This is a genomic window from Nocardia otitidiscaviarum (assembly GCF_007362295.1).
GTDB lineage: Bacteria > Actinomycetota > Actinomycetes > Mycobacteriales > Mycobacteriaceae > Nocardia > Nocardia otitidiscaviarum.
Window position 1 is genome coordinate 2,960,024 of record NZ_CP041695.1, and the last position, 16,309, is coordinate 2,976,332.

A 16,309-nucleotide genomic window follows, 5' to 3' on the forward strand; every position below is an offset into this window, starting at 1 on the left:
CGCCGCGAGCACCGACGACGTACGCCTCCGGTCAGCGGCCCCGCCACACCGGCGGCCGCTTCTCGGCGAAGGCGCGCACCCCCTCGCCCGCGTCCTCGCTGGACAGTGCCGTGGCCGCGATCCGCCCCTGTCGGTCGAACGCTTCGCCGCTGGGCCAGTCCGGGCTTTCGTCGATGATCCGTTTGGAGGCGGCCACGCTCAGCGGGGCGTTCACCGCGATCCGTTCCGCCAGGGCCAGCGCGGTGTCGATTGCGTGGCCGGGTGCGGCGATCTCGTTGATCAGACCGAGGTCGGCGGCGCGGGCGGCGGTGATGGGGTCGCCGGTGAGCGCCATCTCCATGGCGACGGCGCGGGGAATGCGCTGCGGCAGGCGCAGCACGCCGCCGCCGACGGCGACCAGACCGCGCTTGACCTCCGGAATGCCGAAGGTCGAATCCTGCGCTGCCACGATGAGATCCGCGCACAGGGCGAGTTCGCAGCCGCCCGCCAGTGCCGGACCCTCCACGGCGGCGATGAGCGGTTTGGCGGGCGGTCGGCCGACGATGCCGAGGATGCCGCGCTGCTCGGTCACCGGCACCTCACCGCGCGCGGCGGCCTTGAGATCCATTCCGGCGCTGAAGAATCCGCCCGCCCCGGTGAGCACGGCGATGCGCGCGTCCGGATCGGCCTCGTAGGCGTCGAGGGCGCGTTCGATACCGAGCGCGGTGGCCAGGTCGATGGCGTTGCGGGCGTGCGGCCGGTTGATGGTGATGACGGTGATGTGGCCGCGCCGCTCCACCAGCACCGGCGCGGGCGGCGGTGCGGGCAGCGGCACCCGGGTGGTGTCGGTGACCTGTACCGAATCCCCGGAGACGGTGACCGGCAGCCCCAGCAGATCCCCGTCGGTGAGTTCGGTGAGCAGCCGGGAGTCGGTGCTGCGCACCAGCACTCGCGCGCCCTTGGGGGTGAGCAGCGACAGGATCGCCGCCTCCGGCCGCCCGTCTCGGTCGTAGGGCAGCGTGTACGCCTCCACCACGGCTTCCCCGTCGTAGCCGGTGCGGGCGGGGCGCGCCGGCGGATGGTCGATGACGGGTGTCAGATGCCGGTATCCGGCGCGCGGCGGGGTGGTCGAGTACACGCCGACCGCGTGTTTGGTGAGGTACCAGCCCAGCGACGTCGCCAGCCCGAAACTGCCGGGTTCGGCGCGCAACCGTTCCACCAGTGTCGCCACCGCGTGCCCGCCGTAGTTGTTGCCCGGCCCGCCGCCGAAGGTGAGACCGCCGGTCACCGACAGCGGCCGCTTCGGGTCGTCGACGGGCAGGCCGAGTTCGCGGGCCGCGATCTGCACGGCCACCGGGAAGCAGGCGTACAGGTCCACGTGCGCGAGGTCGTCGGCGGTGATCCCGGCATGGTCGAGGACCGCCGCGCCCAAGGTCCGGATGGCCGGGGAGGCGGCCAGTTCCGCGCGCTCGCTGACGAACCATTCGTCGTGCCCGGACGCGCCCGCGTGCAGGAACACCCACTGGTCCTGCGGGATGCCGGCGGCTTCGGCCGCGGCGGCACTGCACACCACGATGCCGGAGGCCATATCGACGGTCAGGTTGGCGCATTCGAGTTTGGTGTAGGGCGCGGAGATCATCCGGTTGTCGGCGGTGACGGTCGCGATCTCCTCGGCAGTGTGCTCGCGCGGCTGCCAGGCGTGCGGATTGCGTGCCGCCACCGCCGACAGTCGCGACCACAGCTCGGCCACCGCGCGGGCGTGCTCGGCGGGGCCGCGGCCCAGCCGATGCCGGTTCGCGGATTCCAGCAGCGCGTACATGTTGATCGGCGCGAGCAGCCCGGCCGTGGTCTCGGGCGCGTTGTTGGCGGGTTTGTCCACCCCGACCGTGCGGGTCGGGCGCACCTGCTCGCCCTGCACCGGCCAGTCCAGCTCGACCCCGGCGCGCTGGGCGGCGGCCTGGGTGGCACCGGCCTCCGCGCCGGTCACCAGCACCACGTCGTACTCGCCGGCGGCCACCGCCGCGGCCGCCTCGTTGAGCACCAGCTGCCCGCCGTCGCCCCCGAACGGGCTGGACTGCACGGTGTCCACCGGGCCCGCGCCGATCGCCGCGGCCACCAGCGCACCCAGATCCCGGTACTGCCAGGAGGTGGACGCCACCGCGAACACCGCGTCGGCCTGCCGCAGCAGCGCCTCGCCCGGACCGGCGTCCGCGGCGGCCCGTCGCAGTGCCGCCACGGCCAGCTGCGCGGGATCGCGGTAGGCCGGGTCGGGGGTGCGCTGCACGATCTGCCCGACGCCCACCAGCACCGGGGTGGTCGGTGCGAGCACGGTGTCGGATGCCTGGTGCCGCACCGCCTTCCGCGGCACGCGCGGTGCGGCGGGGGCCGCGCCGGCCAGGATCGCGGGCAGTGCGCCCAGTGAATCCCGCAGCGCGTCACCGAGACTGCGCGCCACCGACCCGCCCAACGGCCCGTCGATGGGCGGGCCCGCCAGTCCGGCGTCCACGGCCACCAGCGCCCCGCTCCCGGCGGGCACGACGGTCAGCCAGAACGCCAGCCGCAGCCCCTGCGGCCCGGTGCCGCGCAGTTCCACCCCGGTGTCGGTCACCGCGGCGACGGTCCAGTCCAGATCGGCGGGTATGCCCATGAACCGGGCCTGCTGGGTGAATTCCAGGCCCGGTGCGGCCGGTCCGGGCGGGTCGCCGCGCCAGCCCGCGTGGAACGACATCCACTCCGGAATCCGGTCGAGCCGCACCAGGTAGGCCAGCGCCTGCGGTGCGGGCACTTCGACGGACTGCCGGGCTTGGGCGGTGCGCGCGAATTCGGCCAGCCCCTCCGGCGGCGTGTGCGTGCCGTCGTCGACCGGCGGCTCCGGTCGCTCCCCCGTGCCGGTGAATCCGGCGATCAGGTCGCGCACGATGCGCGGATCCCTGCGCACCGCCCCCAGCAGTTCACCGCCGGCGCGAATCTGCTTGCGCACCATACGGAACCGATCGAATCCGGGCACCGCCGTCACCGTCCTACCTCCTCATCGAGGGTGAGAGCCTTGGAGACTCACCGTATCGCCATCTACGTTCCAGCGGGAGGGTCGATCCGGCCGCACCGCCGCGCGGTCGCAAACACGACCAATCGGGCAATCTTTCGGTTACCCTCGGTGGTGTTGTGTCGTCGTCTCGTCGTCCGTCCGATCGGCAGGAAGCGAGCGCACCATGCGAGTGGGATTCATCGGCACCGGCCGCATCGGCGGCACGCTGGCGCGACTGCTGGTCTCCGGCGGCGACCACGTCATCCTCAGCGCCGCCCACCCCGACGGCCCTGCCGCCCTGGCGGCCGAACTCGGCCCGCACGCCACCGCCGTCGCCTCGCCCGAGGATATGCTCGCCGCCACCAATGTGGTGGTCATCGCCGTCTGGTGGGAGGCGTTCGAGACGCTGGCCCGCGACTACGGCGACGCGCTGCGGGGCAAGATCGTCATCGACACCAGCAATCCGCTCACCGAACGCGACGGACAGGTGATGCCGGTACCCATCCCCGACGGGCTCACCAGTCCGGAGTACCAGCTGAAGCGGCTCGGGAACGTGCGACTGGTGCGCACCTTCGGCGACCGCCTCGCCACCGACCTGCTCGCCGACGGACTGCGCGGTCAGCGCACCGGCGAGACCTCCGAGATGTGGTACTGGAGCGATGACCGGGAGGCCGCCGCCACGGTGGTGCCACTCATCCGCGACGCCGGATTCCACCCCGTCGACGGCGGCGGACTGGCCCAGTCCAAGAACGCGGGCGAGTAGTCCGCGGATTCGTCCGCGCTACAGTCGAATTCCCAGCAGTGCGTCCACGGCGTCGCGCACCAGCCCCGGCGCGGCGGTGTCGGAGCCACCGTAGTTCACCGCCTGCTGTGCCCAGCTGTCCACGGCGGCAAGCGCTTTCGGGGTGTCCAGATCGTCGGCCAGATGCTGGCGCAGCCGGGCCACGGTGTCCTCGGCGGCCGGGCCGGAGGCCAGCGCCGTCGCCGTCCGCCAGCGGTCCAGGCGGGAAAGCGCTTCGGCGAGCACGGTATCCGACCATTCCCGATCCTGGCGGTAGTGCCCGGCGAACAGCCCCAGCCGAATGGCGGCCGGATCGGTGCCCGAGCGGCGCAGCTTCGAGACGAACACCAGATTGCCGCGCGACTTGGACATCTTCTCACCGTCCAGGCCGATCAGCCCGGCGTGCACATAGTGGCGGGCGAACCGGCGGCCCTTCACCAGCGCCTCCGCGTGCGCGCTGGAGTACTCGTGATGCGGGTAGATGAGGTCGCTGCCGCCGCCCTGGACATCGAACTCGGTGCCGATGCGGTTGAGCGCGATGGCCGCGCACTCGATATGCCAGCCCGGCCGCCCCTCGCCGAACGGCGCGGGCCAGGACGGTTCGCCCGGTCGCACCGCCCGCCACAGCAGCGGGTCGATCGGATCCCGCTTGCCGGGCCGCTGCGGATCGCCGCCGCGCTCGGCGAAGAACCGCTCCATGGTCGCGCGGTCGTATCCGGACTCGTAGCCGAACTGCTCGGTGGCGTCGTGGCGGAAGTAGATGTCGGGGTGGTCCGGATCGTCCACCACGTAGGCCGCGCCGCAGGCCAGCAGCTTGTCGACCAGTTCCACGACCTCCTGCACCGATTCGATCGCGCCCACGTAGTGCCGCGGCGGGATCACCCGCAGTTCGCGCATGTCCTCGCGGAACAGGTCGATCTCGCGGCTGCCCAGCTCCCGCCAGTCGATACCGTCGCGCTCGGCCCGCTCGAACAGCGGATCGTCCACATCGGTCACGTTCTGCACGTAGTGCACCTCGTGCCCGCCGTCGCGCCAGATCCGGTTGACCAGGTCGAAGGTCAGGTAGGTGGCGGCGTGGCCGAGGTGGGTGGCGTCGTAGGGGGTGATGCCGCAGACGTACATGGTGGCGGTCCGCCCCGGCGTCACCGGGCGCACCTGCCGATCGGCGGTGTCGTACAAGCGCAACGCCGGTCCGGATCCGGGAACGGTCGGGACAGCGGTATCGGACCAGGACTGCATGATTCGAGGGTAAAGGGACGATCGAGGCAGCTCCGCGCCGCCCCCGCGCGAGGAGACCCGCACCACCCACGGCGATATGCGCGGACCTGCATGAAAGCCGCCCCGGCGCGGTCGTCAAGCATTGGAATCATGATGCATGCAACGATGTCGGCCGCACGGGAGTCAGAACGCGGGCCAGGGAATGGGCCGGGTACTGCTGGGCAGCGGCAGCATCGGATCGTCGAGCAGTCCGCGCGCCCGCGTCTCCAGCGCGTCGATCTCGGTGTCGGTGATCAACTCCGCCAGCCCGTCGCCCAGCTCACCGGGCAGCGCCTTCACGAAAACCGTGATGTCGGAGAGCAATTCGTCCCCGATCGGCTCCCCGGCCCACCCCCACAGCACGGTCCGCAACTTGGGGTCGGTGTGCAGGCAGATGCCGTGGTCCACCCCGTACACCCGTCCGTCGACGCCGTCGAGCGCATGCCCACCCTTGCGGTCGGCATTGTTGAGCAGCACGTCCAGGACGGCGAGCCGCCGCAGCCGGGGATCGTCGGCGTGCACCAGCGAGACCGGACGCCCCGAGCCGTCCAGCGCGCGCAGCACCTCCCGGAACCCGTCGGGCACCTGCCCGGCCGGGCACAGATCCACCAGCTCCGGCCGCCCGTCGACCGGCTCGATCTGATCGACCCACCGCTGCACCATGCCCGGACCCACCGGCCCGTCGCGCAGGATGGTCTCGGGTATCAGCCCCCACCCCAGTGCCTCCGACACCCGATAGGACGCCACCTCGCGCCCGGCCAGGGTGCCGTCCGGGAAGTCCCACAGCGGCCGCTCCCCGCGCACCGGCTTGTACACCACCCGCACCCCGTCGGCCTCGCACACCAGCGTCACATTGCTGGCCGTGGTCACCTGTCCGACCACCGTCAGATCCGCGGTCCGGAACGGGTCGCCGGTCATGGGTTCAGTCCTCGGCCTCGGTCGCGCCGAAGATGTCGCCGCGCTTGTAGCCGTTGGTGCGCACGCACATGTGCCCCTGGGGTGAGAGCGGCTCCCCGCACAGCGGGCACGGCGGCCGTCCGGCGGCGATCACCCGCGCCGACCGTAGCGCGAACTCGCGCGCCTGGATCGGGGTGAGGAACACCCGGACCGCGTCGGGCCCCTCCTCGGTGTCGTCGAGCACCACCGACTCGTCCACCTCGGTGTCGGTGATGGCCAGCAGCTCCACCACCACCGCGCCCGCGTCGGCGTCCCAGCCCAAACCCATGGTGCCGACCCGGAATTCGGCGTCGATCGGGGTGACGAGCGGGTCGGTGTCGGCGACATCGGCGGGCTGCGGCGGCACCGGGGTGCCGAAGCGGCGGGCCACCTCGTCCAACAGCAAGCCCATCCGATCGGCCAGCACCTTCACCTGCTGTTTCTCCAACAGCACGCTGATCACCCGCGGTTCCTGCACGGCCTGCAGGTAGAAAGCGCGGTCGCCCGGCTCGCCGACGGTGCCGGCGATGAATCGATCGGGGGTGCGGAAAATGTGGATTGCTCGTGTCAATCTGCACCTCCTGACTGCCCTACACGGGATGAGAACTACTCGGCATGAGAATCGGGGCGTTCCGCATCCCCATTATCCGTACTCGCGGTATTGCCTGTCTCTCCACCGGGAACCGGACCGGTGGCCGCGGCGTCGCCGCGGCGCGGGGAAACCGCCGCCAACGTGGACAAATCCGTACCCGTGTCGTTCACCCGCCACACGTACGGGGCGGTCGGTGTGTACCGGACCACGCTGATCGACGCGGGTTCCACGACAATGCGCTGGAACAGGTCCAGATGCATGCCGTACGCGTCCGCGAGCACGGATTTGATGACGTCGCCGTGGGTGCACGCCACCCACAACGCGTCACCCCCGTGTTTTCGTGCCAGCGCCGCATCGTGTTCGCGCAGAGCGGACACCGCACGGAACTGCACCTGCGCCAAGCCTTCTCCACTCGGGAACGCCGCCGCCGACGCGTGCCGCTGCACCACCTTCCACAGCGGCTCGGACAGCAGCTCGCCCAGGGGTCTGCCGGTCCAGTCGCCGTAGTCGACCTCCAGCAGCCGCTCGTCGGGCTCGGGCTCGATACCGAGCTTGTCGGCCAGCGGGGCGACCGTGCGCTGACAGCGCAGCAGCGGCGAGCACACGATGTGCTCGACGGGCAGCGAACCCAACCGCTGCACCAGCGCCTGCGCCTGTTCGCGGCCACGGTCGGTCAGATCGACCCCCGCACTGCGACCGGCCAGCGTGTGGGCGGCATTCGACGTGGACACGCCGTGCCGCAACAGGATCACCGTCACCGGGCCAGCCTACTGGCTACGCGGAATGCCGACATGTGATCACGTCGCCGAGATGACGCCGCCGGCCAGCAGGCCCATGACCGCCAACCCCAGCACGATGCGATAGCCCACGAACCAGTTCAGCGAGTGATCGGCCACGAATCGCAGCAACCACGCCACCGACGCGTACCCCGCCGCGAACGCGATGAGCGTCGCCACCAGCAACTGCGGCCCCGAGGCGTTGAGCCCGGCCCCGGCCGGTTCGAAGGCGTCCGGCAGCGAGAACAGCCCCGACGCGGTGACCGCCGGAATGGCCAGCAGGAATGAGAACCGCACCGCCGCCTCGCGGGTCAGCCCGCAGAACAGACCGGCCGTCGAGGTCGCGCCGGAACGCGACACGCCCGGGATGAGCGCCAGGCACTGCGCGAAACCCATGATGAGGCCGTCGCGGGTGGTGAGCTGCTCGATCGGCCGCTGCTTCTTGCCGTAGTACTCGCCCGCGGCGATCACCAGCGCGAAGGCGATGAGCATGAACGACACCAGCCACAGATTCCGCGCGCCCGTACGGATCTCGTCCTTGAACAGGAAGCCGATCAGGCCGATCGGGATGGTGGCGATGATCACGTACCAGCCGATGCGGTAGTCGAGCTCGCGCTGCGCGTCCGCGTCCAGGCCGTACCCGGTGTCGCGGTAGACCGGCAGCTGGGTGGTGGGCTGATCGTGCAGCGGCACGGTCTCGCGCTGGCGGGCCTTCAGTTTCATGCCCACGGTGGTGAACCAGGCGACCAGGATCCGCCAGATGTCCTTGGCGAAGAACACCAGAACGGCCGCCTCGGTACCCAACTGGGTGACGGCGGTGAACGACGCGCCCGCGTCGGCGTCGAAGAACACCGACGACACGATTCGCAGATGCGCCGACGACGAAATCGGCAGAAACTCCGTCAAGCCCTGCACCAGCCCCAGCACCACCGCCTGCAGCCACGTCATCGACTCGCCCACACACCACTCCTGTCCACACCGAATCCTCTGCTGCCGGTGGACAATTCGCCCACCGTCGACGGTCTGCCCCGCACCCGGCCCCGCCGCGATATCGTTGGCGACCCTACCCGCCCGCCCGCGCGGGCTGGTAGGGGTCCGCCGCAACCGTGATGTGGTGAGGTCGACGGCGAGGCTTGCACCCTGGGAAACCACCTGTGCGCCTAGGCTGACGCGTGTGACACGAGGGTTTGCACGGTGATGGAACAGCGGACGGTGGGCCGCAGTGGACTACGGGTGTCCCGGATGGGGCTGGCCACGCATACCTGGGGCCGGGAGACCGACGCCGACGACGCGGCCGCCCAGCTCATGGCGTTCGTGGAGGCGGGCGGCACGCTCGTCGACACCTCCCCCGCCTACGCCGACGGGACCGCGCAGCGCATTCTCGGCGAACTGCTGCGCGAGATCGGCAGAGACGAGCTGGTGCTGTCGGGCAGCGCGGGACGCACGCCGGTGCTGGCCGATCCGGCCGCGCCCGCGCCCGCACCCACCCGCTGGACGGTGGACGCGTCGCGGCGCACCATGATGCGCCAGCTCGACGCCACGCTCGCGACGCTGGGCACCGACCATCTCGACATCTGGACCGTGGACGCCTGGGATCCGCACACACCCCTGGAGGAGATCGCGGCCACGCTCGAGTACGCGGTGCGCACCGGGCGGGTGCGCTACGCCGGGGCGCGCGGCTACGACGCCTGGCAGCTGGCGACGCTGGCCGCCGCCGCGCCGATCACCGCCGCCTATTCGCCGTACTCGCTGCTGGCGCGCGGGGCCGAGCACGAGTTCGTGCCCGCCGCACAGCATCACGGCATCGGGGTGATCGCCACCGCGCCGCTGGCGGGCGGCATCCTGACCGGCAAGTACCGCGACGGGGTGCCCGCCGATTCGCGCGGCGCGGACGAGGCCACCGCCGCCGAGATCCGGGCGCGGCTCGACGACCGGGCGGTGCGCGTGGTGGACGCGCTGGTCACCGCCGCCGACGGGCTCGGGGTGTCACCGCTGGCGGTGGCGCTGGCCTGGATCCGGGATCAGCCCGCGGTGGCGAGCATGATCGTCGGCGCGCGCGATATCGGGCAGCTCACCGGTGTACTGGCCGCCGAAACCCTGGAACTGCCACGGGCCATCGCGGCCGCACTCGGTGACGTGAGCGCCCGCACAGAATGAGCCAGGCTAGCCTTGCCTGCATGAGGAGTCTCGTGCGTGCTCGAACGGTGACGGCCCGGCGCATCCTGCTCGTGCTGCTGGGCGTGAGCCTGGTCGCGGGCGGCACCGCGTGCGCCGGACCCGAGACCGCAGGCGCCGGACCCACCACCGCCGAGGTCGGCGACCTCGACCCGGTGCCGATCGGTCCGGAGCCCACGCCGGTGCTGCCCGCCACGGTGCGCTCCTTCGACGGCAGCGAGGTCACGGTCACCGACACCAGCCGCATCGTGGCGGCCGACCGGTACGGGACGCTCGCGCAGACCGTGGTGGCGCTGGGACTCGGCGCGAACCTGGTGGGCCGCTCCAACTCCGCGTCCTTCCCGGCGGTCGCGGACCTGCCGACCGTGAGCGGCGGCGCGGGCACGCTGAGTGTGGAAGCCGTCGCGGCCCTGCGGCCCACCGTCTTCCTCACCGACACCACCGCGGCCACCCCGGTCATCCGCGATCAGCTGCGGGCCCTCGGCATCACCGTGGTCTACTTCGATCCGCAACGCACCCTCGACGGGGTGGTTCCGCAGATCGAGGCCGTGGCCGCCGCGCTCGGCGTGCCGGATGCGGGCGCGGCACTCGGCGAGCGCACCCGCGCCGAGATCGAGGCGGCCCGCACCGCCGTTCCGCCGCAGGACGATCCGCCGCGCATCGCCTTCCTGTACCTGCGCTCCACCGCCATCACCATGATCGCCGGACCCGGATCGGGCGCGGATTCGCTCATCACCGCCATCGGCGGCGAGGACGCGGGCACCGCCTCCGGCATCACCGCGGAGTTCCTGCCCATCACCAGCGAGGCCATGATCGCCGCCGCCCCCGACGTGCTGCTCGTCATGAGCGACGGCCTCGACTCCGTCGGCGGCGTCGACGGCGTGGAGAAGATCCCCGGCATCGCACAGACCCCGGCGGGCCGCGATCGCCGCGTGGTCGATATGGCCGATGCGGTCCTGCTGTCCTTCGGCCCCAACACCGGCCGCGTCCTGACCGCCCTCGCGGAGGCCGTCTACGGCGACCACGCGGCATGAGCGAGCGATCGGAGGAACCCGACCGACGTGCGGACGCGGCTTCGAATCCGGCCATGCCGCACGAGGTTTCGGTGAGCACCGTCGATCCTGCGCCGGTCGGCCGCCCGCGCCGGTCGCGGACCGCGCTCATCTTCGCGGGGGCGCTGGCGCTCATGGTGGTGCTGGCGGTCGTGTCGGCGGCCGTCGGGCAGGTGCCGACCAGCCCGGCCGAGGTGGCGGGCAGCGTGTTCCACCGCCTCGGGCTCGACTGGGGGCCGATGCCCGCGCACCCGGCCGGGGACGTGACGCTGTGGGAGGTACGGTTCCCGCGTGTCCTGCTGGCCGCGCTGGTCGGTGCCGCGCTGGCCACCGCCGGTGCGCTCCTGCAGGGCGTGTTCGCCAATCCGCTGGCCGAACCCGGCGTGATCGGCGTATCCGCCGGGGCCGCGGTCGGCGCGGGCGTGGTCATCGTGGTGGGCGGCGCGTTCGCGGCCGCCTGGTCGGTGGCGGGTGGCGCGTTCGCCGCCGGGTTGGCGACCACGGTGCTGGTGTACGTGCTGGCCCGCTCCAACGGCCGCACCGAGGTCGTGACGCTGGTGCTCACGGGTGTGGCCATCAATGCCTTCGCCGGAGGCGTGCTGTCGTTCCTGCTGTTCACCGCCTCCCCGGCGGCGCGCGATCAGATCGTGTTCTGGCAGTTGGGCAGTCTGAACGGCGCCACCTGGCAGGCGGTGGCGGTGGTCGCGTCGCTGACCGCGCTGGGTGTGCTCGCCGCCGTGCTCATGGCCCCGAAACTGGACCTGCTCGCCCTGGGCGAGTCGGCGGCCCGGCATCTGGGCGTGGACGTGGAACGGCTGCGGCGCAACGTGATCGTGGTCGTGGCCGTGCTGGCCACCGCCGGAGTGGCGTTCACCGGCATCATCCTGTTCGTCGGCCTGATCGTGCCGCATCTGGTGCGCATGCTGGTCGGACCCGCCCACCGGGTGCTCATCCCACTGTCGGCGGTGCTGGGCGCGGTGGTGCTGCTGGCCGCCGATATCGGGGCGCGCTCGCTGGTGCAGAACGCCGACCTGCCCCTCGGCATGCTCACCTCCCTGGTGGGCGGCCCGTTCTTCTTCTGGCTGCTGCGCCGCACCCGCGCCCGTGCGGGAGGCTGGGCATGAGCGGCCAGGCGCGCGGGGCGGCAGCGAGCCGTCACCACGCAGCAGCGCCCGGCCGAGGTCCGGAAGAACGCCGAGGTCCGGAAGAACGCCGTGGTCCGGAAGAACACAGCGCGAGCGGCCAGGCGTGGACGCGGCGGCGACGGCGCGGCGCGAGCGATCCGATCGGATGTCGGCTGCGGGCGATGGGAGCCGGGCGGGCCGTGCGGCGTGCCGCATGCGCGCGGAAGGATACGGCATGAGCGGAAAGCTCGGTTTCGCAACGGTTTTCGGCCGTGCACCCGCGCTGCCGGAGGCACCCCGGCCCGGCACGGTCACCCTGAGTGCGCGCGGGGTGGTGGTCGAGCGCGGTAAGGGCCGCCGGGTGCTGGACGGGATCGACTTCGAGGTGCGGGCCGGGGAGATCGTCGCCCTGGTCGGCCCGAACGGTGCGGGCAAGTCCACCCTGCTCGCCGCCCTCACCGGAGAGCTCGACCTGCTCGGCGGCACCGTCGAACTCGACGGCCGTCCGCTGAGCGACTGGGCGCCCGTCGAGATGGCCCGCCGTCGCGCCGTCCTGCCGCAATCGCACACGGTCGGCTTCCCCTTCACCGCCCGCGAGGTGGTCGCCATGGGCCGCGCGCCCTGGGTGCGCACCGAACGCCAGCACCGCGACGACGAGTTCATCGCCGCCGCCATGCGCGCCACCGACGTCACCCACCTGGCAGCCCGGACGTTCCCGGCCCTGTCCGGCGGTGAACGGGCCCGCGTGGCGCTGGCCCGCGTACTCGCCCAGGACACCCCGACCCTGCTGCTCGACGAACCCACCGCCGCCCTGGACCTCGGCCACCAGGAACAGGTACTGGCCCTGGCCCGCGACCGCGCCGCCACCGGCGCGGCCGTGGTGGTCGTGGTGCACGATCTGGGCGTGGCCGCCGCCTACGCCGACCGGGTGGCCGTCCTGGACGCCGGCCGTATCGCCGCCGACGGCCCACCCCGCGCGGTGCTCACCACCGAGCTGCTCACCCGCGTCTACCGGCACCCGGTCGAGGTGCTCGACCACCCGGTCACCGGTGCGCAACTGGTGCTGCCGGTGCGCGGATAGCGACAAGGCACCCGCCGCGCCGGCCCGACCGTAACGGTCAGACCTGTCGCCACATCCGTCGCAGCGCGTAGTTGAGGGCCCACACCGCGAAGAACACCACCCCGGCCGGGAGCGACCACGCCGCGGCCAGCAGCAGCGCCCCGCCGCCGAACCACCCCAGTTCCAGTGCGGCCCGGGCCCATCCGGTGAGCCGGTAGCGCGCGTCCTTCGCCGCCCCGAACAGCGCCCAGATCACGATGAACGCGGTCAGGGCCCCGGCGGCGGCGACCACCCGCACGACCAGCGGTGCGTCGCGGGTGAGCCCCCAGGCGACCGCCGCGCCCAGCACGCCCAGTTCCAGCAGGAACATGAGCAGCATATTCGCGCCTTTGACCATCGACATGCTCACCGCCACACCAGTTTCAACACCGCCGGAGTCAACAGCATGCGAATCACGGTGGCGTCCAACAACAGTGCCGCGATCATGCCGTAGGCGATGTACTTCATCAGGACCAGATCGGAGAAGCCGAAGGCCCCCGTCACCACGATGAGAATCGCCGCGGCCGAGGTGATCACGCCGCCGGTGTGGGCGATGCCGTAGCGGATGGCCTCCGCGGGCGGCGCACCGTCCGCGCGCGCCTCGGCCATCCGCGATTGCAGGAACACCTCGTAGTCGGTGGACAGGCCGAACAGCACGGTCACGATCAGCACCAGCACCGCGAACATGAGCGGGCCGGGGGTGAAGTCGAACAGCTCCGCGCCGTGGCCCTCCACGAAGATCCAGGTCAGGATGCCCAGGGTGGAACCGAGGCTGAGCGCGCTCATGAGCACCGCCTTCACCGCCAGCACCAGCGAGCGGAAGGCCGCGTACATGAGCGCGACGGCCGCGCCGACCAGAATCAGCGCCAGCAGCGGCAGCCCCTCGATGAGGCCGTGGATGCTGTCGCGCTCCAGCGCGGGCACCCCGGCGACCAGCACCCGCACCCCGGGCGGATCGGGAATGTCGCGCAGGGCCGCGATGGCGGTATCGGCGTCGGCCTTGTCGATCAGCCCGGACCCCAGCACGGTGACCCCGTCCTCGGTCGGCGCGAACGGATCGAACGGTCCGGTCATCAGCCCCGCCGTGCGCTGGTTGGCCTCGTACCGGATATCCGAGAGCTGCCGCGGATCCGCGTCCACCACAACCAGTTTCAGCGGTTCGGTGCGGAAGCTGGGAAACCGTTCGTCGAACTCCTGCTGCGCCGTCCGGGCCGGATTGTCCGCCGCCAGATAGCGTTCGCTCAGCCCGCCGAACTCGATATGGCGGAACGGCAGGATCAACGCCAGCAGCATCAGCACCACCGGCACGATCACCAGCCACGGCCGCCGCATGGCGAAGACCGCCAGCCGCGAGAAGAATCCGGCGTCGATCTGTTCGGCGGTGCGGATGCTCGCGAACCGATGCCAGCCCCACAGGTCGATGCGCTCGCCGACGATGCCGAGCACCGCGGGCAGCGCCGTCACCGACAGCACCGCCGCCAGCAACACCGAACTGATACCGCCCAGCGGCACCGAGCGCAGCACCCCGTTCGGGTAGATGAACAGCGCGCCCAGGCTCACCGCGATGATGGCCGCCGAGAACAGCACCGTGCGCCCGGCCGTGGCCACCGTGCGCGCCGTGGCCTCCTCCACGCCGCGGCCGTTCGCCAGTTCCTCCCGGAATCGGGTCACCGCGAACAGTCCGTAGTCGATGGCCAGGCCCAGACTCACCAGGGTCACCACGGCACTGGCGAAGACGTTGACCTCGATGTGGTCGGTGAGCATTCGCATGATGCCCTGGCTGCCCAGAATCGTCATCCCGCCGATGAGCACCGGCAGCAGTGCGCCGATGACGCCGCCGAACACGAAGTACAGCAGGATGGCCACGATCGGCAGGGCGATGAGCTCGGCCCGGTGGATATCCCGCTGCATCCCGGTGTTGATGCCCTCGACCACCGGTTGCAGCCCCGCCAACTGCACGGTGGTGCCGCCCGGCCCGGCGCCGGGTGCGCCCGCCCCGAACTCGTCCTTGATGGCCAGATAGTTGTCGACCGTCTCGGTGCCGCCGTCGCCGTGCAACCCGATGGAGGCGAACGCGTGCGTGCGCGACTCGTCGGCGAACTGCCCCATGAGTGAGCCGTCCCAATACGAGTCGATCTTGAGAATCCGGTCCGGGTGCTGCTCGCGTAGCCGCTCCAGCTCCGCCGCCACGGCCGTGCGGACCTCCGGATCGTCCACCGTCCGCCCCGCGGGCGCGGTGTAGAGCACGATCAGATCCGAATCGGTGTCGCGCCCGAAGGTGCTGTCGGCCAGTTTCGACGCCGCCACCGATTCACTGGATTCGTCGAACCAGCCCTCCTGCGACAGCCGGTCACCCAGATCCCGCCCGTAGAATCCCGACGCCAGCACCGCCAGCGCGAATACGGCGAACACCAGGTACCGGTTGCGGTGGATCATGCGCCCCCACCGCAGGGAACCGGTCTCGATCATGGGTCAGCCGCAGGCCGCGGTCGTGTAGTCGGCCGACCGCAGAATGCCGCACAGATCGGTGCGCGAGATCTTCCAGCGACCGTCGGTGTACACGAAATGCACCACGGTGGTGCGCACGTTCGTGCCGGTGCCGTCCTTGTCCAGGCTCAGGGTGGCGGTGAGGGTGCCGTCGCGATTGTCGAATACCGGGTCCCGCACGCCGTAGATCGCTCGCGGGTTGTCCTGCAGCGCCTGGTACATATCCGGAATGGCGTCCCGGAAGGCTTCGCCGTCCTCGATGAGGGCGGTGCGCTCGGAATCCGGCAGGTTCGGGTCCAGCGCGGATTTGATCTGCGCGTCCAGTTCGGCCGCGGTCGGAATGGCCGCCCGCACGGCGGCGCTGCTGCTGGCCGCGGCCGCCGAACTCGACGATTGCGCCGCGTAGGCCGAGGAGCGGGCCGCCGACACCGACTCCTCGTCACCGCCCCCGCCGCAGGCCGCGAGCGCGGCGGCGAGCACGGAGACGGTGAGCGCGGTGGCTGCCGAACGTCGAAGTGCCATCAACTTCCTCGCGTCGAACTGATGTTGCTTGCCCCTAGTCAATCATGCGCGAGCGGGACCGACCGGTCGGCAGGTCATATTCCGTCGATGACGGCGCTCAGACGGCCCAAAAACGCTCGTACCGTGGTGGTTTCGCGCGGCTGCGCGGCCGCCACCGGCGTGGCCTGCGGGATCAGATCGCGCACCAGCGCCACCACGCTGCGCTCGTCGTCCAGATCGATATCGGCGACGGTGGCCTGCGCGACCGCGACCACATCGGCCGCGTCGGGGACATCGGTGTCGAGATCCTCGCGGTAGATCTCCAGCACGAGCATGGAACGGACCGTGCGGAAGGCGAAGGTCCGGCCGTCCCCGGTGACGCCGAACCCGTGCGCGTAGCGACCCACGGTCACATCGTCCACGGCGAATCCGGATGTGTGGTCTGTCACCAACCGCTCTCCCTGATGCTGCTCGGTGTTCACTTCCACCGTAACCTTTGCCGCCGACGGCGCGCCGCCGCGAACA

At 71.4% G+C, this 16,309-nt stretch carries 15 protein-coding genes; 5 read left to right on the top strand and 10 right to left on the bottom strand.

The window, feature by feature from the left end:
• Positions 1-31: 31 nt before the first annotated feature.
• Positions 32-2,995, bottom strand: a complete 2,964-nt coding sequence (locus FOH10_RS12970) for a crotonase/enoyl-CoA hydratase family protein (protein ID WP_244961941.1) — start codon at positions 2,993-2,995, stop codon at positions 32-34.
• Positions 2,996-3,188: 193 nt separating this feature from the next.
• On the opposite strand from FOH10_RS12970, the gene FOH10_RS12975 reads away from it, so the two are divergent.
• A complete protein-coding gene (locus tag FOH10_RS12975; RefSeq protein WP_143980885.1) occupies positions 3,189-3,767 on the top strand; it encodes an NADPH-dependent F420 reductase in 579 nt (192 codons plus the stop codon).
• Between the two features lie 18 nt (positions 3,768-3,785).
• On the opposite strand, the gene mshC is transcribed toward FOH10_RS12975, so the two are convergent.
• From mshC to FOH10_RS13000, 5 genes are all read right to left on the bottom strand, one after another.
• Positions 3,786-5,024 carry a cysteine--1-D-myo-inosityl 2-amino-2-deoxy-alpha-D-glucopyranoside ligase gene (mshC, locus tag FOH10_RS12980; RefSeq protein WP_143980886.1) on the bottom strand — a complete coding sequence of 413 codons (1,239 nt, stop codon included), beginning with the start codon at positions 5,022-5,024 and terminating at the stop codon, positions 3,786-3,788.
• 162 nt (positions 5,025-5,186) lie between these two features.
• A complete protein-coding gene (locus tag FOH10_RS12985) occupies positions 5,187-5,960 on the bottom strand; it encodes an SCO1664 family protein (protein ID WP_143980887.1) in 774 nt (257 codons plus the stop codon).
• Positions 5,961-5,964: 4 nt separating this feature from the next.
• Complete coding sequence (locus FOH10_RS12990; protein WP_029927805.1) at positions 5,965-6,549, bottom strand: DUF3090 domain-containing protein; 585 nt, start codon at positions 6,547-6,549, stop codon at positions 5,965-5,967.
• A 35-nt stretch (positions 6,550-6,584) separates the two neighbouring features.
• Positions 6,585-7,328 carry a histidine phosphatase family protein gene (locus FOH10_RS12995; RefSeq protein ID WP_143980888.1) on the bottom strand — a complete coding sequence of 248 codons (744 nt, stop codon included), beginning with the start codon at positions 7,326-7,328 and terminating at the stop codon, positions 6,585-6,587.
• 39 nt (positions 7,329-7,367) lie between these two features.
• Positions 7,368-8,294, bottom strand: coding sequence for an undecaprenyl-diphosphate phosphatase (locus FOH10_RS13000; RefSeq protein ID WP_029927801.1), 927 nt, complete (start codon positions 8,292-8,294; stop codon positions 7,368-7,370).
• Positions 8,295-8,543: 249 nt separating this feature from the next.
• Between FOH10_RS13000 and FOH10_RS13005 the strand changes: the two genes are divergently transcribed.
• The 4 genes from FOH10_RS13005 to FOH10_RS13020 all read left to right on the top strand — a co-directional run bounded on the left by FOH10_RS13005 (position 8,544) and on the right by FOH10_RS13020 (position 12,778).
• Positions 8,544-9,503 carry an aldo/keto reductase gene (locus FOH10_RS13005; protein ID WP_143980889.1) on the top strand — a complete coding sequence of 320 codons (960 nt, stop codon included), beginning with the start codon at positions 8,544-8,546 and terminating at the stop codon, positions 9,501-9,503.
• 20 nt (positions 9,504-9,523) lie between these two features.
• A complete protein-coding gene (locus tag FOH10_RS13010; protein ID WP_143980890.1) occupies positions 9,524-10,555 on the top strand; it encodes a heme/hemin ABC transporter substrate-binding protein in 1,032 nt (343 codons plus the stop codon).
• Positions 10,556-10,608: 53 nt separating this feature from the next.
• The gene (locus FOH10_RS13015; RefSeq protein ID WP_143984060.1) at positions 10,609-11,697 is read left to right on the top strand and encodes a FecCD family ABC transporter permease; all 1,089 of its coding nucleotides are present in this window, start codon (positions 10,609-10,611) and stop codon (positions 11,695-11,697) included.
• 235 nt (positions 11,698-11,932) lie between these two features.
• The gene (locus FOH10_RS13020; protein WP_143980891.1) at positions 11,933-12,778 is read left to right on the top strand and encodes a heme ABC transporter ATP-binding protein; all 846 of its coding nucleotides are present in this window, start codon (positions 11,933-11,935) and stop codon (positions 12,776-12,778) included.
• 37 nt (positions 12,779-12,815) lie between these two features.
• Here the strand turns inward: FOH10_RS13020 and FOH10_RS13025 are convergent, their stop codons facing one another.
• The 4 genes from FOH10_RS13025 to FOH10_RS13040 form a co-directional block, all read right to left on the bottom strand.
• Positions 12,816-13,160: a DUF2568 domain-containing protein gene (locus tag FOH10_RS13025; protein WP_143980892.1), complete on the bottom strand. Its 345-nt coding sequence runs from the start codon at positions 13,158-13,160 to the stop codon at positions 12,816-12,818.
• A gap of 2 nt (positions 13,161-13,162) precedes the next feature.
• Entirely contained in the window at positions 13,163-15,265 is a 2,103-nt protein-coding gene (locus FOH10_RS13030; RefSeq protein WP_143980893.1) for an MMPL family transporter, read from the bottom strand.
• Between the two features lie 3 nt (positions 15,266-15,268).
• Positions 15,269-15,805, bottom strand: coding sequence for a WKL family lipoprotein (locus FOH10_RS13035; RefSeq protein ID WP_143980894.1), 537 nt, complete (start codon positions 15,803-15,805; stop codon positions 15,269-15,271).
• A 74-nt stretch (positions 15,806-15,879) separates the two neighbouring features.
• Positions 15,880-16,233, bottom strand: a complete 354-nt coding sequence (locus FOH10_RS13040; protein ID WP_244961943.1) for a hypothetical protein — start codon at positions 16,231-16,233, stop codon at positions 15,880-15,882.
• Positions 16,234-16,309 lie beyond the last annotated feature (76 nt).